Genomic DNA, 24,251 nt, shown 5'->3' with positions numbered 1-24,251 from the left:
CCCATGGCCAAGATTTCCTTCACCCTCCTCGGGCTCCTCGTCCTGCTGCTCGGCTCCGGCGTCTGGATCGGCCTCGGCCTGATCGGCAGCGGCGCGGGCATGCTCGCGATCTTCAAGCCGAACATGCCGGTCGCCAAGCTGATCGCGCAGCAGGCCTTCAACGTGCTCTCGTCGGCCGAACTGCTGGCGCTGCCGCTCTTCATCCTGATGGCGGAACTGCTCTTCCGCACGAAGATCTCCGAGGCGCTCTTCACCGGGCTTTCGCCCTGGCTGCGCCGCGTTCCGGGGCGGCTGAGCCACCTGACCGTGCTGGGCTGCACCATGTTCGCCTCGGTCTGCGGCTCGTCGGCCGCCACCACCGCGACCGTGGGCCGGATCACCGCCAAGCAGCTTCTCGACCGCGGCTACGACCGCGGGCTGGTCACCGGCTCGCTCGCGGGCGCAGGCACGCTGGGCTTCCTGATCCCGCCCTCGACCATCATGATCATCTACGGCGTGATGGCCGAGGAATCCGTCCTGCGCCTCTTCATCGCGGGCATCCTGCCGGGGCTGATGATCGCCGCCGCCTACATGGGCTATCTGGGCCTGCGCGCGGTGATGAACCCGTCCCTCGTCGGCACCCCGCCCGCGCCCACGAGCTTCGTCGAGAAGCTGCGCGCGCTGAAGGATCTGGGGCCGCTCATGGTGCTGATCTTCATCGTCATCGGCTCGATGTATGCCGGCTTCGCCTCGCCGACCGAGGCCGCCGCCGTCGGCGTCTTCGGCGCCATCGCCATCGGCATCGCCCAGCGGACGCTGAACCTGCGCGGGCTCCTGGCCTCCTGCCGCGCCGCCGCCGACAGCTGCGCGATGATCGGGCTGATCATGATCGGCGCGATGTTCCTCTCCACCGCCATCGGCTATCTCGGCCTGCCGCGCTACATCGCCGGCACGATCGAGGGCTGGGGCCTGTCGCCGCTGGCGCTGATCCTGATGCTGCTGGTCTTCTACGTGATCCTCGGCACGGTGATGGAGGGTCTGGGCTGCATCGTGATGACGCTGCCGATCACCCTGCCGCTCATCGAAGCAGCCGGCTATTCCAAGGTCTGGTTCGGCATTTTCCTGGTGGTCGTGATCGAGATGGCGCAGATTTCCCCGCCCGTGGGCTTCAACCTGACCGTGATCCAGCGGATCACCGGCGACTCGATCGGCAAGATCACCCGCGCGACCCTGCCGTTCTTCCTGATCCTCGCGGGCTTCGTCGTGCTGATCGCCGTGGCGCCGGGCATTGTCGACGTGGTGCCGAACATGATGGCGAACCGCTGATGCAGGGCGAGGACTACACCCCGCGCCTGCTGCCCTCGGGCGAGCAGGCGCTGACCTTCCAGATCTCCGAGGCCGTGGACGAGGGCGCCAACCGCCGCATCATCGCGCTGGCCGCGGCGCTCGACCGCGCCATCGCCGCCGGAGAGATCGCGGGCGTGACCGAGCGCGTGCCGACCTACCGCTCGCTGCTGGTGCGCTACGACCCCGAACGGATCCGCGGCGCGGCCCTCGGCGAGGCGCTGCTGGCGCTCCATGCCGGGCTCGAGGCCAGGGCGGAGACCGGGCGGCTCTGGCGCGTGCCGGTGCATTACGGCGGCCCGGCCGCGCTCGATCTCGAGAGCCTCGCCGCAGAGAAGGGCATGACCCCCGACGAGCTGGTCGCGCTGCATTCGGGGGCCGAGTACCGCGTCTACATGATCGGCTTCGCCCCGGGCTTCGCCTATCTCGGCGGCCTGCCCGGGATCCTGCACGCCCCGCGCCTGCCGCAGCCGCGGCAGCTGGTCCCCGCGGGGGCCATCGGCATCGGCGGCAAGCAGGGCAACATCAACTCGGTGGCGGGCCCCTCGGGCTGGCGCTTCCTCGGGGCGACGCCGGTCCGGCTCTTCGACCCGCGCCGCGCCGATCCCTTCCTGCTGGAGGCCGGCGACCGCGTCCGCTTCGAGCCCGTCGACGCCGCCGCCTTCGCCCGGCTCTCCGCCGAGGCCGAGGCCGGCTCCGCCCTGATCGCGCCGGAGGAGGCCGCATGAGCCTGACCGTTCTTTCCCCCGGCCCCCTGGCCACCGTGCAGGATGCCGGGCGCGGCGGGCTGCGCCACCAGGGCGTCTCGGCCGCCGGGCCGATGGACGCCCCCGCGATGATGCTGGCCAATGCGCTGGCCGGGAACGACCCGGCCGCGGCGGCGATCGAATTCGCCGGGTTCGGCGGCAGCTTCCGCGCCGAGACCGACTGCCGCATCGCCGTCACCGGCGGGCGGATCGACCTCGCCCTGCCCGGGCAGAAGGGCGTCGCGGGCCAGGCCTACCGGCTGCGCGCGGGCGAAGAGGTCCGGATCGGCGCCGTCGGCGGCGCGACCTGGGGCTATCTCGCCGTCTCGGGCGGCATCGCCATCGCCCCGGCGCTGGGATCGCGCGCGACCCATCTGCGCAGCGGGCTCGGCGGCCTCGACGGCCGGGCGCTGCAGGCCGGCGACGTGCTGCCGCTCGGCGCGTTCGACCCGTTCGATCCCTGCCTCGCCCCGGCGGTCTCCGCGCCCGAGGACAGGGACGGCCCGGCCGAGATCCGCGTCGTTCCGGGCCCGCAGGACGACCGCTTCTCCGCCGCGACCCTCGCGCGCTTCGCCGCGGAGGAGTTCACCGTCACGCCGCAGCGCGACCGCATGGCGATGGTGCTCGACGGCCCGGTCCTGGCGGCCGAGGGCGGACATGACATCGTCTCCGACGGGACGGTGCCGGGCTCCATCCAGGTGCCGGGCTCGGGCCGGCCGCTGGTCCTGATGGCCGAGGCGCAGACCACCGGCGGCTATCCCAAGATCGCCACCGTGATCGGCGCCGACCTGCCCCGCCTGGCGCAGCTGCCGACCGGCAGCCGGTTCCGCTTCGTCCCCGTCGACCGCGACGCGGCCGAGGAGATCTGGATCGACAGCCGCCGCCGCCTGCGCGCCCGGCTCGAGGCGCTGCGGCCGAAGCCCGAGGGCGCGCTCAGCTCCGCCTACCTGCTGTCCTGCGACCTGGTCGGCGGCATCTGGCCGCCCGAGGAGGTCGTATGGCAGAGCTGACCGCCTCCGGACAGGGGCTTGCCGCCGAGGCCCATCGCCGGATCATCGGCATGATCCTCGAGGGCCGCCTGCCCGCGGGCGCCCGGCTGCAGGAGGCCGCGCTCGGCCAGGAGCTGGGCATGTCCCGCACGCCGGTGCGCGAGGCGATCAAGCGAATCGAGAGCGAGGGGCTCGCCGTGCAGGAGGGCCGCTTCCTCAAGGTCCGCCGCCTGCCGCGCGCCGAGATCGAGGAGATCTTCTTCCTCCGCCTGCAGCTCGAGCCCGAGGCCACCCGCGCCGCTGCCACGGCCCTTGCACCCGCGCGGATCGAGGAGATGGCCGCGCGCACCCGCGCCTTCATCGCCGGGGATGCCAGCATCGGCCAGTGGCAGCTCGACGACGCGTTCCACGCGATGATGCTCGACGCGCAGGCCAACCGCGCGGTGATCGGCGTCGTCGCCGGGCTGCGCCGCCGCACCTGCATGTTCGACCGCTCGCAGGTGCCCGACCGCTATCTCAGGGGCTTCGAGGAGCATCTCGACATCCTCGACGCTCTCGGCCGGGGCGACGGCGACACTGCCGCCCGGCTGATGACCGACCATTTGACCCATGCCCGCGATGCCGTCCTGGGACGGCTCGACGCGCTCGAAGACCAGAAGGCCCGCCGCCCATGAAATGTCTCATCATCCAGCCGATCCACGAGGAAGGCCATGCGCTGCTGCGCGCCGAGGGGATCGAGCCGGTCCGCTGCCCCGCCGCCGACATGGCGACCGTCGCCGGGCTGATCGGCGATTGCGACGCCGTCATCACCCGCGATGCCGGGCTCTCGCCCGAGGCGATCGCCGCCGCGGGCTGCCTGCGGGTGATCTCGGTCCATGGCAGCGGCCATGACGCGGTCGACAAGGACGCGGCCTCGGCCCGCGGCATCCCGGTCTGCAACATGCCCGGCGCCAATTCCCGCTCCGTGGCCGAACTGGCGCTCGGCCTGGCGCTGGCCGCGGCGCGCGGCATTGCCGGGGGCGACCGCGCCGAGCGCGCAGGGCAGAAGGGCTTCCGCGAAAGCGCCTCCTTCATCGAGCTGCAGGGCAAGACCGCGCTGATCGCCGGCTGGGGCAATATCGGCCGCCAGCTTGCCGCGATGCTGGATCTGGCCTTCGGCATGACCGTGCTGGTCTATTCGCCCCGCGCGGCCGAAACCGGCGGCTACGAGCGCGTCGCCACGCTGGAAGAGGGGCTCGGCCGCGCCGATCTGGTTTCGCTGCACACGCCGATGCGCCCCGAGACCCGCCACATGATGAATGCCGCCCGCTTCGCCGCCATGAAGCCCGGGGCGATCCTCGTCAACACCGCGCGCCAGGGCATCCTCGACGAGGCGGCGCTGGCCGGTGCGCTGGCCTCGGGGCAGGTCGCGGCGGCCGGGCTCGACGTCTACGAGCATGGCGCGCCCGAGGGGCCGCTCGCCGCCTTCCCGCAGGTGATCTTCACCCCGCATCTGGGCGCCACCACAGAAGAGGCGCTGATCCGCGTCGCCCGCGGCGCGGCCGCCAATGTCGTCACCGCGCTGAAGGGCGGGCTGCCCGCGACCTGCGTGAATGCGGACCAGCTGGGCGCGAAGGCAGCCGGGGCATGAGCGCGATCCGCGACACCGTCGATCGGGTGCTGGCCCGCGTCAACGCCCTCGGCCAGGACGGGCCCGGCTGGACCCGGCCGTCCTATTCCGATCTCGAAAGCCGCGCCCATGACGTGATCCGCGACGAGGCGGCCGCGCTCGGGCTGGAGATCACCACGGATGCGGCGGGGAACCTCTTCGCCCGGATGCCCGGTGCCGACCGCAGCGCGCCCGCGCTCCATGTCGGCTCGCATCTCGACACCGTGGGCCAGGGCGGCGCCTATGACGGCCAGGCGGGCGTCGCCGCCGGGCTGGCGCTTGTCGCCGGGCTGCGCGAAGAGGGTGCCACGCCGCAGACCGATATCGTCGTCACCGTCACCCGCGCCGAGGAAAGCGTCTGGTTTCCCGCCTCCTACCTGGGCTCTCGCGGCGCCACCGGCCGGCTGACCCGCGCCGATCTTGAGGTCCGCCGCAGCGATACCGGCGAGACGCTGGCCGCGCATATGGCCGCCCAGGGGCTTGACCCCGAGGCCGCGCTGCAGGCGCCGCCCCGCGCCCCCGCCACCTTCGTCGAAGTCCATATCGAGCAGGGGCCGGTGCTCGACGAGGCGGGCGAGAGCCATGCCATCGTCTCGGGCGTGCGCGGCGGGCTGCGCTACCGCAACGCGCAGATCCACGGCGTCTGGGCGCATTCGGGCGGCGCCCCGCGCGACAGCCGCGCCGATGCGGTCTTCGCCTTCGCCGATCTGGTGCAGGCGCTCGATGCCGACTGGGCCGAGCTGCTCGACGGCGGCGAGGATCTGGCCGTCACCTTCGGCCGCGTCGATGCCGCCGGACCGCTCCATGCCATGGCCAAGGTGCCCGGAGAGCTGGAATTCTGCCTCGACCTGCGCTCCGAGGACAACGCCGTGCTCGACCGGATGGATGCCATGCTGAAATCGCGCATCGCGGCGATCGAGGCCGCCCGGCCCGGCATCCGCTTCGAGCTCGGCGCGCAGAGCCGTTCGCAGCCGATGCGGCTCTCGCCGCGGCTGGGCGACTGGCTGGAAGCCGGCGCCGCCAGCCTCGGCGCCGCGCCGCGCCGGATGCTCTCGGGCGGCGGCCATGACGCGGCGGCCTTCGCCGCGGCGGGCTGGGAGTCGGTGATGATCTTCGTGCGCAACTGGGATGGCAGCCACTGCCCCGAGGAGGGCATGGACCCCGCCGATCTCGTCCGCGCGGTGGAGACGCTGAAGGCCGCCGTGCTGTCGGGCCCCGCCCCGGCGCCGCAGCCCGCGGAGGCGGACGCGCCATGAGCACGGCAACGGGAGGAGAGACCCTGGCCCAGCGGGCCTATCGCGAGATCAAGCAGGCGATCCTCGAGGCGCGGATCGCGCCCGAGGACGTGCTGAGCGAACGCCAGCTGGCCGAGCAGACCGGCGTGTCGCGCACGCCGCTGCGCTCCGCGCTGTCGCGGCTGGAACGCGAGGGGGTGATCGGGCGGATGGCCAATGGCGCGCTGGTGGTGCGGCCGGTCTCGGTCGAGCACCTGCTGGAGATCGTCGCGCTGCGCCGGGCGCTGGAAAGCGCCGCCGCCGCCCGCGCGGCCGGGCGCGGCCCCTCGCCCGAGCTCGACGCCTCCGAGGCCGAGACCCGCCCCTATGCCGAAGGCGCCAGCACCGCCTTCGACCGGTTCTGGGAGGTCGACGACCGGTTCCACGATGCGGTCGCGCGCGCCGCCGGGCTGGAGCTCTTGCCCGAGATCCTCGCCGAGCAGCGCGTCATCGCCCGGCGCTGCACCATCACCCGCACCCATGACCGGTTCGCCGAGCAGGCATGCGAGCATCTCGCTGTGATCGACGCGATCCGCGCGGGCGACAGCGCCGCCGCCGCCGCTGCCATGGCAGCGCATTTCGACAATGTACGTGCCCGTTTCCTGGGCTGGCTCGGGCGCTAGACCCGGGCGGAAGGACGATCCGATGCAAGACCTGACCCCCACCTCCGCAGTCCCCGGGCTCCGCGGCGCCGAGGCGGTGTTCCCCGCCGCCGAATTCGAGACCCGGATCGCCGCGCTCTGCCGCGCCCTGCCCGCGGGCGCCGATGCGCTGCTGCTGACCGGACCCGAGAACATCTTCTGGGCCACCGGCCGCCAGACCGCCGGCTATTTCGCCTTCCAGGCGCTGCTCGTCCCCGCCTCGGGCGCGCCGCATCTTCTGGTCCGCCAGCTGGAGACCACCGGCGCGGCGGCGAATACCTGGCTGGAGAACATCCATGCCTACCAGGACGGCGAGGATCCGGCCGCGGCGCTGGCCGCGCTGGTCGGCCGGCTCGGCCTGAAGACGCTGGCAGTGGAACGCCAGGGCTGGTTCGTCAGCCCCGAGATGTCCGCCCGGCTGGAAACCGCCTTGGGCGGCGTGGCGCTGGTCGACGGCTCGGGCCTGGCCGAGGGGCTGCGGGCGGTGAAGTCCCCGGCCGAGCTCGACCGCATCCGCCTGGCCGCCGGCCATGCCGAGGCCGGGATCCGCGCCGCGCTCGCCACCTGCCGCGCGGGCGCCGACGAGAACGAGATCACCGCCGCGATGATGGCCGCCGCGATCCGCTCGGGCTCCGAGGCGATGGCGATGGAGCCGCTGGTCTCCTCGGGTCCGCGCTGCGGCATCCCGCATGCCACCTGGCGCCGCCGGGTGCTGGCCGAGGGGGACGGCGTCTTCCTGGAACTTGCGGGCAGCCATGACCGCTATCACGCCGCGCTGATGCGCGCCGCCTGGGTCGGCGAGGTGCCCGCCGATGTGCAGCAGATGCAGGACTGCGCCGAGCGCGCGCTCGATGCCGCGCTGGCCGCGATGGCGCCGGGCCGGCCCTGTTCGGCTGCGCATGACGCCGCGCAGGCGGTGATCGACGCGGCCGGGCACACGGCGGCCTTCCGCAAGCGGATCGGCTATTCCATGGGCGCGGCCTTCGCGCCGGACTGGGGCGAGGGCGCGATCCTGTCGCTCTTCACCGGGGTGGCGCGCCCGCTGGAGCCCGGCATGGTCTTCCACCTGCCTGCCACGCTGCGCCGCTACGGCGCCTTCACGGTCGGCGCCTCGGAAACGGTGATCGTCACCGAAACCGGCATCGACGTGCTCTCCTCCCTGCCCCGCGGCATCACCCGCTGCTGAGCCCGCCGCCCGGCAGTTCCGCCGCCGCCGCCGCACAGAGGGCCATGAAGCGCCCGTCCGGCGCGGCCCCGGCGCCGGGCGGCAGCGCGGGATGGATGATGCCGATCTCGCGCACCGGCGCGGGCGGCGCCAGCGCCGTCACCCGCACCTGCGCCAGCTCGGCGCGGTAGGCAGCCGCCTCGGGCACGATCGACACGCCGCGCCCGTCGGCGACCAGCGCCAGGATCGTCGGGATGTCGTCGAGCTCCGCCCAGTCGCGCACCGCGATCCGCCCGGCCTCGAGGAAGCGCTCCACCTGCCGCCCGCCGAAGGACATGCGGTTGTAGCGCAGGAAGGGCCGCGCGGCGAGCATCTCCGCCTGGCTTTCCGGCGGCCAGCCGGGCGGCGAGACCAGCACGAAGCGCTCGCGCAGGAGCGGGCGCCAGCCCAGCCCCGGCGGCAGGCCGAAGCCCGGCCGGATCACCAGCGCCAGGTCTAGTTCGCCGCCGTCGAGCCGGTCGAGCAGCTCCATCGAGGTGCCCGGAACCGCCCGCACCCGCATCGCCGGGAACTCCGCCAGGAAGCCCGGCAGCACCTGCCGCAAGAGCGCCAGATGCACCGAGGCGATCGCCCCGACCGCCAGGCTGCCGGTCTGGCTGCCCGGCTCCCCGGGCGCCAGCAGCCCCTCTGCCATCTCCAGCAGCGCCCCGGCCCGCGACAGCAGCAGCCGCCCGTCGGCATTGAGCTCGGCGCTGCGCCCGGTACGGGCGAAGAGCGGCTTGCCCAGCTTCTCTTCCAGCCGCCGCATCTGGCCGCTGACCGCCGACTGGGTCAGCCCGACCCGGTCGCCCGCCGCCGCGAAAGTGCCATGGCGCGCCACCGCCAGGAAGGTCTTCAGCTCCGTCAGCATTCATCAGATTCCGCGTTGCTCAGCGCGATTATTTACCGTTTTCCATCGCGATTGGAAATCCGTATCCGGAGGGAAACCTCATGGAGAGACAGATGACCGACCAATCCATCCGCCCGTTCCACCTGGCCTTCCCGGTCGACGACCTCGAAGCGGCGCGCGGCTTCTACAAGGGCCTGCTTGGCTGCGGCGAGGGCCGCTCCTCGGAGAAATGGGTCGATTTCGACTTCCACGGCCACCAGATCGTCGCCCATCTCGCGCCCGAGGAGCTGGGCGAGGCGAAGACCAACGCGGTCGACGGCCATGGCGTGCCCTGCCGCCATTTCGGCTTGGTGATGGACATGGAGACCTGGCAGGAGACCGCCGACCGCCTGACCGCGGCCGGGGTCGAGTTCATCATCGCTCCCTATGTCCGCTTCAAGGGCGAGCCGGGCGAGCAGGCGACCATGTTCTTCGCCGATCCGGCGGGCAATGCGGTCGAGCTGAAGGCGTTCCGCGACCTGGGCCAGCTCTTCGCGGTCTGATCCCCGAAACCGGGCGGCGGGTCACCCCGCCGCCTGCCTCAGCGCCGCCACCAGCGCCTGCTGGCAGGCCGGACGCTCGGGCGCGCGCGGCAGCGCCGCCACGATCCGCCGCGAATAGAGATCGCCCCCGGGCAGCGGCCGCGCGCCTTCGAGCCCCGGCCAGCGCGGCACCAGCGACACCCCCGCCCCGCCCTTGACCAATGCCGAGATCGCCTCGAGCCCGTCGAGCGCGCAGAGCAGCCGCGGCGCCAGTCCCCGCTCGGCGAGATAACGTGCCGCGATCCGCCCGCCCCAGGAGGCCGGGTCATAGGCGATCAGCGGATAGCGCCGGAACAGCGCCTCGAGCGGCATCGTCCCCGAGCCCGGCGGCGCCAGCAGCATCAGCGGTTCTCTGCGCAGCGGATGCAGCTCCAGCCGCTCCGGCGCCTCGCCCGGCGGCGCCACGATCAGCGCCGCGTCGAGCCGCCCCTCAAGCAGCGCCTCGCAGAGCTGGGCGGAGCTGCCCGGCTCGATCTGCAGCGTGATGCCCGGCGCGCTTTCCCCGAGCGCCCGCAGGAGCGGCGGCACCAGACCGGTCAGCATGGTCGAGATCGCCCCCAGCCGCATCTTCCCCGCCGCCTCGCCGGGCGCCGCCCGCGCCTTCAGCGCGCGCGACAGCGCCACGATCCGGTCCATGTCCTCCATCAGGTCGCGGCAGACCCGCGTCGGCTCCGCCCGGTTGGCGCCGCGGTCGAGCAGCGCGACGCCCAGCTCGCGCTCCAGCGCCTGGATGCGCTGGCTGACCGCGGCCGGGGTCAGCCCCTGCGCCCGCGCCGCGGCGACGATGGAGCCCTCGGCCACCACCGAGAGCAGGCTGTCGAGGAAGCGGATGTCCATCGGCTTTTCTTTCTCTCAGCGCCAGAATAACATGTTTTTCCTTTTCCTAGCTTTCCGCTAGCAGGGGCGCAACAGGATCAAGGAGACCCCTATGAAATCGCTTTTCCATCTGGCCCTCCATGTCACCGACCTCGAGGCGACGCGGGTCTTCTACCGCGACGTTCTGGGCTGCGAGGAAGGCCGCTCCACCGAGACCTGGGTGGATTTCGACTTCTTCGGCCACCAGCTGTCCTGCCATCTGGGCGAGCCCTTCCCGGTCACGCGCACCGGCAAGGTCGGCGATCACATGGTGATGATGCCCCATATGGGCGCGGTCCTGGCGCTGCCGGACTGGATGGCGCTGTCGGACCGGCTGCAGGCCGCGGGCATCGCCTTCGACATTCCGCCGGTCATCCGCTTCGAGGGCGAGCCGGGCGAACAGCGCACGATGTTCTTCTTCGATCCCTCGGGCAACCCGATCGAGATCAAGGGCTTCGCCGATTTCGAAGGGCTCTTCGCCCATTGAGCGCACGGCCCGGGCGCGAACCCGGGCCTGTCCGCGATGCTCAGGCGAAGGCGGCGATAGCGACGCCTTCGGCCTCGAGCCGGCTGCGCAGCGTGCGGGCGATCTCGACCGCGCCCCTGGTGTCGCCATGGATGCACAGCGTGTCGGCCTGCACCGGCAGGAAGCTGCCATCGGTGCAGGGGATGCGCCCGCCCACCGCCATTTCCAGCACCTGCCCCGCCGAGACCTCGGGGGCGTGGATCACCGCGCCCGGCTGGCTGCGCGGCGTCAGCCGCCCCTGGGGCGTGTAGCTGCGGTCGGCGAAGACCTCCGAGACCTGCGGCAGCCCGGCCGCCTCTGCGGCGCGCTCCAGCTCGGAATAGGGCATGGTGACGAAGATCAGCTGCGGGTCGACCGCCTTGATCGCGCGGGCGCAGAGCGCCGCCAGACCGGCATCCTCGGAGGCCATGTTCGACAGCGCGCCGTGGAATTTCACATGGGTCATGGCATGGCCCTCGACCGCGCACATGCCCTGCATCGCGACGATCTGGTAGATCAGCTGCGCCTCCAGGTCCTCCGGGCGCTCGCCCGAGATGCGGCGGCGGCCGAAGCCGTAGAGATCGGCGAAGCCCGGATGCGCGCCGACCCGCACCCCCTTCGCCTTTGCCATCGCGATCGTGCGGCGCATCACCGACGGGTCGCCTGCATGGAAGCCGCAGGCGACATTGGCCGTGCTGGCGAGATCGAGCATCGCCGCGTCCTCGCCCATCGTCCAGGCGCCGAAGCTCTCGCCCATGTCGCAGTTCAGATCGAGGGTCTTCGCCATCCGTGGTCTCCTTCGGGGCTCAGGCGGTCAGGTCCAGGTCGTCGCCGGCGGTCACGCCGCTGATCAGCTGGTAGGACAGAAGGTCGGGGATCGTCGCCGGATCGCGCACCAGCGCAGAACAGCGCGCCGCGGCTTCGGCGATCCAGAGCCCGGCATCGCGCCAGAGCCGGTCGGCCTCCTCCAGCGCGACCCGCTCGAAGCGGATGGACGCGCCGGGCGCCGCCTGGGCGATCCGCGGCAGGTCGGCCGGGACCACCGTGCCGATCCGCGGATAGCCGCCCATGGTCTGGCATTCGGCCATCAGCACATAGGGCAGCCCCTCGCCGGTCATCTGCAGGTCGCCCGGCATGATCACGTCCGAGGCCAGCCCGGCGGCATGCTCCGAGGTGAAGCGCGCGGGCGCGTCGAGCTGCACCCCCTGGCGGTTGCCCCGCGGGGCGCGCGTGAATTCCGTGGCAAAGAAAGCGTCCAGCACCTCGGGTTCGAAGAGCCCGGTCTGCGGCCCGTCCATGACCCGCACCCGGCCGCCCTCGAAGCGCTCGTCGGCGCGGATCGTGCGGGCCGGGCGCAGCGGGTCGGGATCCGCGCCGCAGGGCAGCTCGGTGCCCGATTGCAGGAGCCAGCCGATGCCGATGCCCAGATGCGCCGCGCGGCTGCCGAGCCAGGGCTCGGTCGCGATGCCGCCCGCGGGCACGAGATAGCCGTAGAGCCCCGCCTGGGTGCCGGCGATGCGCAGCTCCTGCCCCGGCTCGACCAGATGGGCGCAGTTCCAGCGCAGGGGCGCACCGTCGAGCGTGGCGGCCATCGGCGCGCCGGTCAGCGCCAGCCGGGTGGGCTTGGTCACCGCGAAGCTGCCGCCCGCCCCGGCCATCTCGATCCCGGCAGGCACCTGGCGCAGCCCGAGAAGCGCGGCCGCCTCGCAGAGCGCCAGCAGGTCCATGGCGCCGCCCCGCGACAGCCCCTCGGCCATGTGGCCCGGACGCCCGGCATCCTGCACGGTCATGAGCCCGTCGGCGCGGCGGATCGCGAGCCCGGTCATGCCCGCAGCTCCAGCTTCGCGCCGCCATAGCCGTCGGCCGCGTCGCGCAGCGCGTCGAATTCCACCGCCGGGACGGGCTCGTAGCGGACCGCGTCGCCGGGACGGAAGGCGATGGGCGGCTCGCGCCCGGGCAGGAAGTTCCGCAGCCCGCTGCGCCCGACCTGGCGCCAGCCGGTGGTGCCGTCGGCGGTGAACATCACGATCTGGCGCACCGCGACCGTCACCGCGCCCTGCGGCACGGCCGGGTTCAGCGCCGACATGCGCGGGAAGTTCCAGCTCTCGGGCAGGAGGCCGATATAGGGCTGGCCGGGGGCGAAGCCGATCGCCAGCACCCTGAGCTCGGCGGCGCAGATCCCGGCCACGGCCGCTTCCTCGGAAAGGTCCATCAGCCCGGCGACCTCGGCCAGCTGCGGGCCGTGGTCGCCGCCGAAGGCGACCGGGATGCGCCAGAGCCGCGCGGGCGCCGGCGCCGGACGGCGCTCGGCCGCGATCCGCTCGGCGCGGGCCATCAGGTCGGCGGCCAGCGCCTCGCGGCTGGTGGCGGCGCGGTCATAGCGCACCAGCACCGAGACCAGCGCCGGGCTGATCTCCGCCATGCCCGCGGGCGGGGTCTCGGCCAGCTCTGCGGCCAGGCTCTGCATCGCGGCCATCGCGGCCGGGCCGGGCTTCAGCGCGAAGCGCAGGAGAACGCCGTCGGCCCCTGCGGGCAGCGCTTCGGGGGTCAGGTCGGAAACGGAGATCATGTCGGTCACGTCTAGCAGAGAGGGAAAGGGCCGGGAAGCGGCCGCGCCCATGGGCCGCGGCCGCCTGCCAGTGGTCAGGTCACAGGATCGAGGGCAGCCACAGCGCCATCCCCGGCAGGCCGATCAGCAGGACCAGCATCGCCAGCATGACGCCGACATAGGGCAGCGCCCCGGCCATCACCTGGTTCATCGAGCCGGTCCGCCGCGCCGCCTGCACGACGAAGAGGTTCAGCCCCACCGGCGGGGTGATCAGCGCCATCTCGATCAGGATGATCAGGAGCACGCCGAACCAGATCTTGTCGAAGCCCATCCCGGCCATGATCGGCACGATGATCGGGATCGTCGCGACCATCAGCGACAGCGTCTCGATGAAGAAGCCCAGCACGATATAGAGCGCGATCACGAGGAGCAGCGTCGAGAACGGGGTCAGCCCCGCGCCCTCGATCATCTCGCCGATCTGCCGCCCCATGCCGCCGGCATTCATCGCGAAGTTCAGGAAGAAGGCGCCGGTGATGACCAGCATGATCATCGCCGAGATCTTCACCGTCCCGATCAGCGCATCGGCCAGCGCGGACAGCTTCAGCCCGTCGCCGCAGGCCGCGATGACCGCCGCCATGGCCACGCCGATCGCCGCGGATTCCGTCGGCGTCGCCCAGCCCGCGTAGATCGAGCCGATGACCACCGCGAAGAGCGCCAGGATCGGCACCAGGTTCCACAGGCTCGCGAGCCGCTCGGCCCGGCTGTAGCGGATCGAGGGCCCGCCCAGCGACGGCCGCGCGCGGCAGAGCACAAGCGTCACCAGGATGAAGCCGAGCGCCATCAGCACCCCCGGCACCAGCCCCGCGACGAAGAGCGAGGGGATCGAGGTCTCGGTCAGGAAGCCGTAGACGATCAGGTTGATCGAGGGCGGGATCAGGATGCCGAGCGTGCCGCCCGCCGCGATCGCCCCGGAGAACAGCCGCGGGTCGTAGCCCAGCTTCTCGCCCTGGGGCATGGCGACGGTGGCCACGGTTGCGGCGGTCGCGACCGAGGAGCCGGAGGTCGCCGAGAACATCGTCGCGGTGGCGATATTGGCATGCACCAGCCCGCCGGGCAGCCAGCTCATCCAGCGGTCGAGCGCGGCATAGGTCCGCGCCGCCACCCCGCCGCGCACCAGGATCTCGCCCAGCAGCACGAAGAGCGGGATCGCGATCAGCGTCGAGCTGGCCGAGGAGGACCAGACCATCTGCCCGAGCGCCCGAAGGAGCGGGAAGGAGGAGAAGACCTGCCCGGCGCCGATGCCGAGGAGGAAGAGCACGATCCCCACCGGGATCGACAGGGCCATCAGCCCCAGGAGCGCGGCTCCGATGGTCCAGATCATTGGTCAAGCTCCGATCCCATGCCGATCGCGCGGTCCAGCGCGTCGCGGCGTCCGTCGAGGAAGAAGGCGATCCCGGCCAGCGTGACCAGCGTCGCGGTCGCCGCGAACCAGATCCAGCCGGCGAACCAGATGCCCTGCGGGATCCACATCGGCGTCTCCAGCACGGTATTGGCGGTAGAGCCGCGCTTCAGCGTCTTCTCCAGCACCGGCCAGCATTTCACCGCGATCAGGATCACGGTGGCGTTGGTGACGACCATCGCGAAGAGGTCCATCAGCACGCGGCCCGGCTCGGCCAGCTTCTGGCGGATGTAGTCGATCCGCACATGGGCGCGCTCGGCCAGCGCGCAGGCCAGGCCCCAGCTGGAGAGCGCCGCCATCACGTAGGCGGAGATCTCCTCGGAGCCGCCGATCGTGCCGGTGCCGAGCTTCCGGGCCGCCACTTCGAAGAGGATGAAGACGGTGACCGCCATCAGCGCCGCCCCGAGGAGCAGCGCGACGAGGCGGTTGGCGCGCCGGAGCGCGCCGTGAACTGCGTCCCACATGGGTGTCAGTCCCCGCCCGCCGGTCATTGCGCGATCGCGACGCCGGTGACCTTGCCGACGCTGCCGTTCCAGCGCGCGACCCAGTCCGCCCCGGCGCGCTCTGCCCAGTCGGGCAGCACCGTGCCGGTCAGGACACTGCGCACCTTCTCCAGATCGGCCTCGGAGAAATCGACCAGCGCCATCTCCGCGCCGACCGGGTCCTCGCAGGCCTCCGCGCCCGAGAGGCAGGCCAGGTCCTGCTCCAGCCCGCCATCGGCGGCGGCCCAGACCCTGTCCTCGAGCCCGGTGGTCACCGCCGCCTGCAGCGCCTCCTGCTGCTCCGGGGAAAGCCCGTCCCAGCGGTCCTGGTTGATCGCCACGACGGCCGTGTCCCAGCCGCCGAGCGGCAGCGTCACCAGGTAGTCCGTGACTTCCCACCAGCCCGCGGACAGCCCCGAGCCCGCGCCGGTGATGGCGCAGTCGATCACGCCGCGCTCCAGCGCGCCGGGCACTTCGGAGAAGGCGATATTGACGCCCTCGGCGCCGAGCGCCTCGAGGAACTTGGTGGTCATCCGGCCCGAGCCGCGGACCTTCTTGCCCTGCAGGTCGTCGAGCGAGGCCACCTCGTCGCGGCAGAACATCACCTGCGGCGCGTGGGGCAGCATGCCGAGCGCGTGGGAATAGAAGCGCTCGGCGAAGATGTCCGCCACCATCGGCCGCGCGGCATCGACCATCGCATGCGCCTCGGACGGGGTCATCGCCAGGAGCGGCACGTCGAGCCCCTCCAGCTCGGGCGCGTCGCCCACGGCGTAGTCTGCAATCGTGGTGCCGATGTCGAAGACGCCGTCGCCCAGCATCCGGTAGACATCCGGTCCCGCCACGCCCATCTGGTCGAGGCTGCTGATCTCGCCGGAGAACGCGCCGTCCGTCAGCTCGGAGAGCGTGCCCTCCCAGAAGGGCTTCTCGAAGTCCTGGTAGATGTAGACGCTGCTCCAAGTGCCGATGGCGGTCAGGTGCTCTTCGGCCTGGGCGGGCATGGCCAGCGCCGAGGCGCCGAGCAGCAGCGAGAGGCGGAGGGTCATTGCGGTCATTCTGTGTCTCCTGTCGGGGTGTTTTCTTGTTGGGGAGGCGTGCGGCGGCCGGTCAGACGGCCGCGATGCGCCGTTCCGCCTGCGGGGCGGGAATGTCGGTCACCAGCATGTGGCCGGGCGCATGGGAAATCGCGAAGCCGGGCTTCGCCTGGGCGATGGCCGCCTGGGGGGTGACGCCGCAGGCCCAGAAGACCGGCACCTCGCCCGCGCGGATCTCGGGGGCGTCGCCGTAATCTGGGCGCATCACGTCGGCGATGCCGATCTCCGCCGGATCGCCGATATGGACCGGCGCGCCATGGGCCAGCGGGAAGCGGTCGCAGATCTTCACCGCCTCGATCGCGTCGCGCACCGGCATCGGCCGCATCGAGACCACGACGGGGCCGTGGAAGCGCCCGGCGGGACGGGTCTGCAGCCCCGAGCGGTACATCGGCACGACGGTGCCGTTCTCCTGGTGGCGCAGCGGAATGCCCGCCTCGGCCAGCGCGGCCTCGAAGCTGAAGGAGCAGCCGATGGCGAAGGAGACGAGGTCGTCGCGCCAGTGGTCGGCGAGATCGGCGACCTCGCCCACCATCACCCCGTCCTGCCAGATGTGGTAGCGGGGCACGTCGAAGCGCAGGTCGATCCCCTCGCCCAGCGTCGGCAGCGACGGGTCGCCCGGCTCGCCCACGGCGATCAGCGGGCAGGGCTGCGGGTTCTTCTGGCAGAAGCGCAGGAACTCCGCCGCCTCCGCCTCGGGCAGGATGGCGAGATTGGCCTGGAGCGCATTGCCGCCGACGCCGGTGGTCGAGCGGTCGAAGCGCCCGGCGCGGATTTCCGCGCGCAGGTGCCGTGGGTCATCGAGAAGCGGGCTGGTCACGATCGGTGTCCTTGCAGTTATGGGGAAGATTTATTCCCCGCAAGAAACCGATCGATCAATAGTTCATTTTACTGCAAAACCGATCACCTGAAGTGATCATTTCATCCGCCGCCGCCCGCGCGAACCGGCTGAGCTCCCGGCCGATTTTCGCATTCTTTTCCGCGTCATAGCACAGGACGAATTGCAGGTCGGGCAGACGCGCCTCTTCGGCGACCGCGATTTCCTCCAGCCCGAATTGCGGCCAGTGCGCCACCAGCATCCTGGGCAGCGTGCCGAGGCCGAAGCCCTGGGACACGAGATGCATCATCGTCGCCAGCGAGGCCGAGCCATGCACCGGCACCGCGCGCTGGCGCTGCAGCGCGAGCATCTCCAGCACCCGCCGGTGGGGCATGGTCGTCTTCGAGAAGGAGACCACCGGATGCGGCGCCAGGTCGGCGATCCCGGCCGGGTCGGGCAGGCGGAAATGCGCGGGCGAGACGTACCAGCCCAGATGCACCGCCATCAGCGGCACCGCCTGCATCCCGGGCGGCGCCTGGTCGCGCAGCACGACGATGAAATCGAGCTGGTCCTCGGCCAGCGCCTGCGCCATCCGGTCCGAGGTGTCGATCGAGATCTCGAAGCGCAGCTGCGGATGCGCGGCATGCAGCGGCGTCAGCAGCCCGGTCAGGAAGCTGTGGGTCATCGTCTCGGCCACGCCCAGCCGCACCGTCCCGGCGATCACGTCATGGGTCAGCTCGCCGATGATCCGGTCGCGCTGCGCGGCGAGGATCTCGGCCTCCTCGTAGAGCCTGCGCCCCACCGCGCTCAGCCGCACGCCGCGGCCGACCCGTTCGAAAATGGTGATCTTCAGCCGGTCCTCGAGATGGCGGATCCGCTTGGAAATGGCCGATTGCGCGATGCCGAGGCTCTCGGCCGCGCCGCGGAAGCTGCCCTGGCGGACCACCTCGCGGATGATCTCGATGTCGCGGAAGCCGATCATGGCGGCTACTGTGCAGCGCGGCCGGGCGCTGTCAACTCGCCCTCAGGGCCGCAAGGCGCGGATCGGCGGCATCGAGGGCGAGGCTGGTCAGCCCGCGGCGCCCGAGCCCGTCGAGAAACCTCGCCCCGAGCACCCCGGCCCGCTCGCGGCTTCCGTCGGCGAAAGCCAGCACCGGCCCCGCCGCCTCCCAGCGGAGCGCGGCATCGGCCCCCGGCGTTCCGGGCGCGACAAGAAGCGGCCGGCCGGTGCGCAGCCGCCAGAGGAAGCCAGCCATGATCTCTTCCGCACGCGCCCGGCCCGGCCCCACCGTGACTGCGATCCCCGCGGCGCGCAGCCGCGCGAAGCCGCCGCCATCGACCCGCGGATCGGGATCCTGCATCGCCGCGACCACCCGCGCCACGCCGGCCGCGATGATCGCATCGGCGCAGGGCGGCGTGCGCCCCCAGTGGCAGCAGGGCTCCAGCGTCACGTAGAGCGTCGCGCCCCGCGCCCGCGGCCCCGCCCGCTCCAGCGCCACGCGCTCGGCATGGGGCCGCCCGCCCGGGCAGGTGGCCCCGGCCGCGATCCCGGCGCCCTGCCCGACGATCACGCAGCCGACCGGCGGGTTCGGCCAGACCCGCCCCCGCACCGCCGCCGCCCGCTCCAGCGCCCGCGCCATCCAGGCGCCGTCCGGATCAGAGCCGGGTGGGATTGGGCGCATCGCCATAGACCGCCTCCGGGTCGAAGACCTTCTCCGCCTCGGCAAAGGCCAGCTCCGGCCGCGCCGCACGGCCCAGCGGCACGCTGCGGTAGAAGCAGGAGCGGTAGCCGACATGGCAGCTCGCCCCGCCCGCGATACGGACCCGGAGCCAGACCGCGTCCTGGTCGTCGTCGATGCGCAGCTCGGCGATCTTCTGCACCAGCCCGCTGGTTGCCCCCTTGCGCCAGAGGCAGCCCCGCGACCGGCTCCAGTAATGCGCCTCGCCGGTCTCGATGCTCAGGCGCAGCGCCTCGGCCGTCATCACGCCCATCATCAGCACCTCGCCGCTTCCGGCATCGGTCGCAACCACCGGGATCAGGCCCTCGGCGTCGAATTTCGGGGCGAGGTCGGTACCTTCCTCGACCTGGGCGACGGAAAGGCGGGGGGCGAAGAGGGGCATGGCTGGGCGGCGCTCCTGATTAATGTTATACTATAACACCCCTATAACTGCAGGATCCGGCAGAAGGCAAGCCCGCCGCCGTCCCGGCAGCCCTGCCGCGCAGACGCGGAAAAGGGTGGCACCGCGAGGTCCCGGCGTGATCGCCGACGGGCCCGGGCGGACCGGCTCGGCGCGCGGACGCTCTGGCGCGGTCCCCGAAAGGGCATCGACGGCCGGACAGGCCGCGCCCCGCAGACCGGCGAAAGCGGCACCGCAAACCGGACTGCCCGACGGCCGAAGTGCGTCGCGGCCTGGCGGTCCGGCAGGCGGCAGGGAACTTCCGGAGCCTCCTGCGCCTGAACAGCCCGCACAGATCTGCGCCGACGGCCGGCACGCGGTCCCGCACGCAGGAGGTCCCCCGCAGCCATCCCTTTCGCGGGCCGGAGCGGCTACCGCATCTGCTGGAAGTCGGCATCGAGGGCGCCGGCGCGCGGAAAGCGGTCGAGCGTGGCGGCTCCTGAGGCCGGGTCCGGCGCCAGGTCCAGCCCGGCAATGACGAAAGCGCACCAGCCCCCGGGCGTCGGAGTTCCCCGGCCGCGACATTGGCGATGCGTCCATGCCCCCGGAACGGCTCGGCCAGCTCGCACCGGATCAGAAGACCGGCAGCTACTCCGCCGATAGCGCCCGCTGGACGCGCTATGGACACGCGGCGATAGCCCTCCCGCCCCTCGAAACCGCCCGAGAGGCGGGACAGGCGCGATCCGGTGCAACGGTCCCGGACCTTCGCATCCACCCGCCGGAGGAACCTGCGGAATTGGCGCCGCGACCACGCCCGCGGCCGGGCCGCGATACGGTTCAGGAGAGGGTCCGGGGCGGCTTTCCTCCAGCGACTGGCTGCTCAGGATGGAGCCGCCGGACCAGGGCCGCAGGACCCGGCGCCACCGTCATTCGCGGTTCCGCGGCACCCATTCACGCGACGCCATGAACGAAGACGGACGGCGGGAAGGACGCCCCGCCGCTTTGGAAAACAGGGGGCTTCGATCTTCAGGTTCGCGCCGCAAATCGAGCGGTCGCGCGGCACCCGGCACTCGCTCCAGGGACGCCATGGGCAGCCCCGTGCCACGGCAAGGAAACCCGGCCGCCCCGTGAAACAGGGTCTTCGCAGGTTCGCAGGCAGGACATACGCCGCACGCCGGCTCCCGGTCCGGCCGGCCTCTCCACAGGCAGCCGGCGCGCTTTCAGTCGGCCGCCGCGTCTCCATTCCGGTTGCCCGCCGGTTAAGGACACCGACATTGGCCGCAAGCATGGCAAGAATTCCCATCGTCTGAAGCTCCGGCTCGGCCGCGTTGATCGCCTTGCCCGCGCACCCTTTGCAGCCCGCTGGAGTTCATCGCCCAAGGCAATCACCGCGCCGGACTGGCCCGGACGGTTGTCACCCGGCACTCCGGATCTCGGCAGCATGCAGACACGGCGTGCTGCCGGTTGCGCTCCGAACCCCCCCTGTGGGCGAGGCACGGCACGGCACAACTTCCGGCCGCCTTACCGCGCTGCCTGCGTGGCCGACCCGCCCCCGGCTCAGGGGGCTAGCCGGCCAGGGACTCCTCCCTCGGCGCCGGGGTCAGGGCCGCCTGGATGGCGTCATGCACCGCCCGCTCGGGCGCCATCGTGTAGATCGCGCGCAGCGCCGCCCAGCTGTCCGGATCGCCCGGCGGGACCGGCGCCGGAACGGCCGCCGCGGCTGCCAGCGCTCCCAGACGCTGCAGATCGCCCGCCAGCGCGGCAAGCCGTCCGGCCATCGGCGCCATCCCACCGGCATCAAGCGAGGCCAGCGCCGCGCTGCTGCCGTTCATGCCCGCCGCCAGATCCGACGTCCGCGCCTGCAGCGTCGCCACCGCCCCCTCTGCCACCTCGACGATGGAGGAGCCGAGCCGGCTGGAGTCGCGGCCGAGTCCGCGCAGCTCCGCCACGGTCCGGCGCAGTTCCGCCATCTCGGTGGTGATCTCGGCGGTGATCTGGTTGAGCTGCACCGCGATGGCGCTCATCGCCCTGCCGCGGTCGCCGAGCCGCGCCGACACCAGGATGGCGTTGATCCCGACGACAGTCAGGCGCTTGTCGAGCTCGCCGACATCGGCGATGCTTTCGGCCGCGGCATCGAGCACCTGGAAGGTCGCCGCACCGCCGCCGCGCCCGGGCTGGGGGATGCGCTCGCGCAGGGCCGAGAGAAGCTGCTGCAGCTCGGCGGCCTGGCCCGCCAGCCCGTCGATCTCCTCCAGGCTGTCGCCGATGGCGCGGATCTCGCGGCCTGTCTCGGCCGAGCCGTCCGCGCCCAGACCGCGCAGCGCCGCCAGCGCGGCGGCGAGGCGCGCGCCGCAATCCGCGACCGCCGCCTCCAGCAGCCGCAGCGCAAGTAGCTCTGCGGTCGCGCGCGGCAGGCCGCGGCCGTCGCCGAGGATGGCGGCGACATGCTCCAGCCGCTGGCGCAGCTCGTCGCCGCATTGCAGGTCGTTCATGATCGTGCCGAGCGTGCGGCGGAACCCCGCGACCTGGGTCCCGAGCAGCCCGGCCGCCTGGCCCAGCCGCGCATCCTGCGACAGGTCCGTGGCGCGCGCGGAAATCCGGCGGATGGCGGGCAGCACGGCGCGCAGCGTCTGCCGCTCGGTCGCGGCCGCGGCCTCGCGCTCCGCCATGATCTGGTCGAGGCTCTTCGAGATCGCCGCGTCGATCTTGCCGATCGTGCCGTCGAGCCCGCCAAGCAGGCTGCGCATCTCGGTCGCGAAAATGTCGAGCGAGCCCTCGTCGCGGCCGACCGAGGCGCTGGCCACCTGCGCGTTCATCGCCACCATAGAGGCCATCCGCGCCTTGCGCCGCAGCGCGTCGAGGTGACCGCGGATGCGGCGCACCAGCGGCGAGACCCGTTCGGTCGCGGCGCGGCGCGACACCGCCTCCTCGTGGAGCTGGCGGACCGCACCGTCGAGCAGGCGCGAGATCTCGGCAACCTCGCCCATGGTTTCGCCGCCGACCTTCTCGGCCAGGGCCGAGAGCATGTCGCGGCCGGTATCGAGCCGCCCGAAGAGGTCGAAGATCTGCTCCAGCGCCTGGTCGAAGACCGGCTCGATGCGGCGGCGGAGCTCCTCCGCCTCGCGCCAGGGCGCCGCGCCGCCGGTTCCGCGGGATCCTGCCGTCATGCCACGACCTGCCCCCCGGACCAGCGCATGATCTCGCCCGCGATCCGCTGGAGCGGCACCGACCGGGCGGCACCGCCCATCGCCAGCGCCTCCTTCGGCATGCCGAAGACCACGCAGCTCGCCTCGTCCTGGACGAAAGTCTGGGCGCCGAAATCGCGCATCTCGCGCAGCCCGCGCGCGCCGTCATCGCCCATCCCGGTCATCAGCACGCCGAGCGCGCCCTGCCCGGCCTGCTGCGCCGCCGAGCGGAAGAGCACGTCGACCGAGGGGCGGTGGCGCGCGACATAGGGGCCCTCGAGGATGTTGACCCGGTAGCCGGTGCCCTGGCGCAGGAGCGCCATGTGCCGGTTGCCCGGGGCGATCAGGGCCTGGCCGGGCGCCACATGGTCGCCGGTCTGCGCCTCGCGCACCTCGATCGCGCAGAGCCCGTCGAGACGGCGGGCGAAGGCGGCGGTAAAATTCTCCGGCATGTGCTGGACGATGGCGATCGGCGGCGCGGCGGGCGGCAGCGCGCGCAGGAGCGCGAGCAGCGCCTCGGTCCCGCCGGTCGAGGCGCCAATCGCCACGAGCGGGCCGCCGCGCACCGCATGGCCCGCGACCGGCCGCGCAGGCGGCAGCACGGCATCGGCGGTCAGCTTCGGCCCGGGCCGCGCCGCGGCGGGCGGGGCCGGCCGCGCGCGCGCGGTCCGGCCTGACGCCGTGGCCGCCGCGGCGCGCACCGCGTCGCAGAGCGCGACCTGCGCCTCGTCCCGGTCCTGCTGGCTGGCGATCCGCGGCTTGGCGATCACCCCGGCCGCGCCCAGCTCCAGCGCGCGGAAGGCCTGGTCGGAACCCGAGCCTGCATGGCTCGAGCAGATCAGCACGGGCATCGGATGCTGCGCCATGATCTTTCCCAGGAAAGTCAGCCCGTCCATCTTCGGCAGCGCCAGATCGAGGATCATCACGTCCGGCAGGCGGCGGCGCATCTGCTGCGCCGCGTCGAAGGCGTCGCCCGCCATGCCGATCACGGAAATGCCGGGATCGGCGTCCAGGAGCCGTTTCAGCCCCGCCCGCGCGGCGGCGCTGTCATCGACGATCAGGACATTCACGGTCGGCATGCCCGCGCTCCCCGTTCAGTTCCGGCGCCGCTTGACGAAGGCCGCGGGCGCGAGCTGGACCAGCTCGGGGTGATCGACCACCATGGATTCGGCATGTCCGACAAACAGGTAGCCTCCTTGTCTGAGATGCGGCACCAGCGCCGCAATCACCGCGGCCTGGGTGTCCGGTGTGAAGTAGATGAGGACATTCCTCAGGAAGATCGCGTCCAGCTCCGTGTCTACCGGGTAGGGCATCTCCATGAGGTTAAGCTCGGCGAAGCGGACCCGGCGGCGCAGCTCTGGCACGATCCGTCCGGAGGCCTGGCCGTCGGGGCAGGTGCCGCTCATCACGAAGCGGGCGCGGCGCGGCGGCGAGACCGGGGCCAGCTCGGCCACCGGATAGATCGCGCGGCGCGCCTTGGCCAGGACCGAGGGCGAGATGTCGGTGCCCAGGATCGCCCAGTCGAGCTGCGGCGCAGCCAGCGCGGCCTCGGCCAGCAGCATCGCCAGCGAATAGGCCTCCGCCCCGGTCGAGGCGGCCGCGCTCCACAGCCGGAAACGGCGGTGCGTGCCGGGCCGCGTCCCGGCCAGCGCCTCGGGCAGGACGCGATGCGCCATCATGTCGAAATGCGCGGGCTCGCGGAAGAAATCGGTCTTGTTGGTGGTCATCGCGTCCACCACATGCGGCCATTCCTCGCTGAGCCCGCCGCCCTGGAAGACATAGGCCAGGTAGTCGTCCAGCCCGGAGGCGCCGCAATGGGTGATGCGCCGGCGCAGGCGCGATTCCATCATCGGCGTCTTGCTGTCCGGGATCTTGATCCCGGTCGTCTCCAGGAGCATGTCGCGCAGCCGCCGCCTGAGAGCAGGTTCCGCCATGGCA

Annotated in this window: 25 protein-coding genes; 10 read left to right on the top strand and 15 right to left on the bottom strand. The window is 72.3% G+C overall.

Annotated features, from left to right (window positions below; all coding sequences use genetic code 11):
* The first annotated feature begins 3 nt into the window (after positions 1-3).
* The 8 genes from FGX59_RS11300 to FGX59_RS11265 are packed head-to-tail and all read left to right on the top strand — an operon-like array spanning position 4 to position 7,807.
* Positions 4-1,305 carry a TRAP transporter large permease gene (locus tag FGX59_RS11300; protein WP_138466640.1) on the top strand — a complete coding sequence of 434 codons (1,302 nt, stop codon included), beginning with the start codon at positions 4-6 and terminating at the stop codon, positions 1,303-1,305.
* Entirely contained in the window at positions 1,305-2,051 is a 747-nt protein-coding gene (gene pxpB / locus FGX59_RS11295; RefSeq protein ID WP_138466639.1) for a 5-oxoprolinase subunit PxpB, read from the top strand. The genes FGX59_RS11300 and pxpB overlap by 1 nt, the downstream gene beginning before the upstream one ends.
* The gene (locus tag FGX59_RS11290; RefSeq protein ID WP_138466638.1) at positions 2,048-3,079 is read left to right on the top strand and encodes a biotin-dependent carboxyltransferase family protein; all 1,032 of its coding nucleotides are present in this window, start codon (positions 2,048-2,050) and stop codon (positions 3,077-3,079) included. Before pxpB ends, FGX59_RS11290 begins: the two co-directional genes overlap by 4 nt.
* Positions 3,067-3,732: a GntR family transcriptional regulator gene (locus tag FGX59_RS11285; RefSeq protein ID WP_138466637.1), complete on the top strand. Its 666-nt coding sequence runs from the start codon at positions 3,067-3,069 to the stop codon at positions 3,730-3,732. The genes FGX59_RS11290 and FGX59_RS11285 overlap by 13 nt, the downstream gene beginning before the upstream one ends.
* Positions 3,729-4,688 (top strand): NAD(P)-dependent oxidoreductase, encoded by a 960-nt coding sequence (locus FGX59_RS11280; RefSeq protein ID WP_138466636.1) that lies wholly within the window; start codon positions 3,729-3,731, stop codon positions 4,686-4,688. Before FGX59_RS11285 ends, FGX59_RS11280 begins: the two co-directional genes overlap by 4 nt.
* Positions 4,685-5,962 carry a hydantoinase/carbamoylase family amidase gene (locus FGX59_RS11275; RefSeq protein WP_138466635.1) on the top strand — a complete coding sequence of 426 codons (1,278 nt, stop codon included), beginning with the start codon at positions 4,685-4,687 and terminating at the stop codon, positions 5,960-5,962. The genes FGX59_RS11280 and FGX59_RS11275 overlap by 4 nt, the downstream gene beginning before the upstream one ends.
* On the top strand, positions 5,959-6,603 hold the full coding sequence (locus tag FGX59_RS11270) for a GntR family transcriptional regulator (RefSeq protein WP_138466634.1): 645 nt from the start codon (positions 5,959-5,961) through the stop codon (positions 6,601-6,603). Before FGX59_RS11275 ends, FGX59_RS11270 begins: the two co-directional genes overlap by 4 nt.
* Before the next feature lie 22 nt (positions 6,604-6,625).
* Positions 6,626-7,807 (top strand): Xaa-Pro peptidase family protein, encoded by a 1,182-nt coding sequence (locus FGX59_RS11265; protein WP_138466633.1) that lies wholly within the window; start codon positions 6,626-6,628, stop codon positions 7,805-7,807.
* On the opposite strand, the gene FGX59_RS11260 is transcribed toward FGX59_RS11265, so the two are convergent.
* Complete coding sequence (locus FGX59_RS11260; protein ID WP_138466632.1) at positions 7,794-8,696, bottom strand: LysR family transcriptional regulator; 903 nt, start codon at positions 8,694-8,696, stop codon at positions 7,794-7,796. The genes FGX59_RS11265 and FGX59_RS11260 overlap by 14 nt on opposite strands.
* Before the next feature lie 92 nt (positions 8,697-8,788).
* Between FGX59_RS11260 and FGX59_RS11255 the strand changes: the two genes are divergently transcribed.
* Positions 8,789-9,217 (top strand): VOC family protein, encoded by a 429-nt coding sequence (locus FGX59_RS11255; protein ID WP_138466631.1) that lies wholly within the window; start codon positions 8,789-8,791, stop codon positions 9,215-9,217.
* A 21-nt stretch (positions 9,218-9,238) separates the two neighbouring features.
* Here the strand turns inward: FGX59_RS11255 and FGX59_RS11250 are convergent, their stop codons facing one another.
* On the bottom strand, positions 9,239-10,093 hold the full coding sequence (locus FGX59_RS11250; protein WP_138466630.1) for a LysR family transcriptional regulator: 855 nt from the start codon (positions 10,091-10,093) through the stop codon (positions 9,239-9,241).
* 91 nt (positions 10,094-10,184) lie between these two features.
* Between FGX59_RS11250 and FGX59_RS11245 the strand changes: the two genes are divergently transcribed.
* Positions 10,185-10,598 carry a VOC family protein gene (locus FGX59_RS11245; protein ID WP_138466629.1) on the top strand — a complete coding sequence of 138 codons (414 nt, stop codon included), beginning with the start codon at positions 10,185-10,187 and terminating at the stop codon, positions 10,596-10,598.
* Positions 10,599-10,638: 40 nt separating this feature from the next.
* On the opposite strand, the gene FGX59_RS11240 is transcribed toward FGX59_RS11245, so the two are convergent.
* The 13 genes from FGX59_RS11240 to FGX59_RS11180 form a co-directional block, all read right to left on the bottom strand.
* A complete protein-coding gene (locus FGX59_RS11240; protein WP_138466628.1) occupies positions 10,639-11,403 on the bottom strand; it encodes a LamB/YcsF family protein in 765 nt (254 codons plus the stop codon).
* Positions 11,404-11,422: 19 nt separating this feature from the next.
* Positions 11,423-12,442, bottom strand: a complete 1,020-nt coding sequence (locus FGX59_RS11235; RefSeq protein WP_138466627.1) for a biotin-dependent carboxyltransferase family protein — start codon at positions 12,440-12,442, stop codon at positions 11,423-11,425.
* Positions 12,439-13,185: an allophanate hydrolase subunit 1 gene (locus FGX59_RS11230; RefSeq protein WP_171060609.1), complete on the bottom strand. Its 747-nt coding sequence runs from the start codon at positions 13,183-13,185 to the stop codon at positions 12,439-12,441. The genes FGX59_RS11235 and FGX59_RS11230 overlap by 4 nt, the downstream gene beginning before the upstream one ends.
* A 79-nt stretch (positions 13,186-13,264) precedes the next feature.
* Positions 13,265-14,545, bottom strand: coding sequence for a TRAP transporter large permease (locus FGX59_RS11225; protein ID WP_138466625.1), 1,281 nt, complete (start codon positions 14,543-14,545; stop codon positions 13,265-13,267).
* On the bottom strand, positions 14,542-15,087 hold the full coding sequence (locus FGX59_RS11220) for a TRAP transporter small permease subunit (RefSeq protein WP_138466624.1): 546 nt from the start codon (positions 15,085-15,087) through the stop codon (positions 14,542-14,544). The genes FGX59_RS11225 and FGX59_RS11220 overlap by 4 nt, the downstream gene beginning before the upstream one ends.
* A gap of 23 nt (positions 15,088-15,110) precedes the next feature.
* The gene (locus tag FGX59_RS11215; RefSeq protein WP_370295945.1) at positions 15,111-16,157 is read right to left on the bottom strand and encodes a TRAP transporter substrate-binding protein; all 1,047 of its coding nucleotides are present in this window, start codon (positions 16,155-16,157) and stop codon (positions 15,111-15,113) included.
* 52 nt (positions 16,158-16,209) lie between these two features.
* Positions 16,210-17,013: a putative hydro-lyase gene (locus FGX59_RS11210; protein ID WP_206078338.1), complete on the bottom strand. Its 804-nt coding sequence runs from the start codon at positions 17,011-17,013 to the stop codon at positions 16,210-16,212.
* A 55-nt stretch (positions 17,014-17,068) separates the two neighbouring features.
* A complete protein-coding gene (locus FGX59_RS11205) occupies positions 17,069-17,992 on the bottom strand; it encodes a LysR family transcriptional regulator (protein ID WP_138466622.1) in 924 nt (307 codons plus the stop codon).
* 31 nt (positions 17,993-18,023) lie between these two features.
* On the bottom strand, positions 18,024-18,692 hold the full coding sequence (gene ribD, locus FGX59_RS39645) for a bifunctional diaminohydroxyphosphoribosylaminopyrimidine deaminase/5-amino-6-(5-phosphoribosylamino)uracil reductase RibD (RefSeq protein ID WP_370295942.1): 669 nt from the start codon (positions 18,690-18,692) through the stop codon (positions 18,024-18,026).
* Positions 18,667-19,131, bottom strand: a complete 465-nt coding sequence (gene hisI, locus FGX59_RS11195) for a phosphoribosyl-AMP cyclohydrolase (protein WP_138466620.1) — start codon at positions 19,129-19,131, stop codon at positions 18,667-18,669. Before hisI ends, ribD begins: the two co-directional genes overlap by 26 nt.
* 1,562 nt (positions 19,132-20,693) lie before the next feature.
* Complete coding sequence (locus tag FGX59_RS11190; RefSeq protein WP_138466619.1) at positions 20,694-22,295, bottom strand: hypothetical protein; 1,602 nt, start codon at positions 22,293-22,295, stop codon at positions 20,694-20,696.
* Positions 22,292-23,392 carry a chemotaxis-specific protein-glutamate methyltransferase CheB gene (gene cheB / locus FGX59_RS11185; RefSeq protein ID WP_138466618.1) on the bottom strand — a complete coding sequence of 367 codons (1,101 nt, stop codon included), beginning with the start codon at positions 23,390-23,392 and terminating at the stop codon, positions 22,292-22,294. Before cheB ends, FGX59_RS11190 begins: the two co-directional genes overlap by 4 nt.
* A gap of 15 nt (positions 23,393-23,407) precedes the next feature.
* Positions 23,408-24,247 (bottom strand): protein-glutamate O-methyltransferase CheR, encoded by an 840-nt coding sequence (locus tag FGX59_RS11180; protein ID WP_240722392.1) that lies wholly within the window; start codon positions 24,245-24,247, stop codon positions 23,408-23,410.
* Positions 24,248-24,251: the final 4 nt, after the last annotated feature.

The organism is Poseidonocella sp. HB161398 (genome assembly GCF_005870025.1).
Lineage (GTDB): Bacteria > Pseudomonadota > Alphaproteobacteria > Rhodobacterales > Rhodobacteraceae > Mangrovicoccus.
The sequence above is the reverse complement of the archived record's forward strand: the minus strand, read 5'-3'. Positions and strand labels throughout refer to the sequence as shown.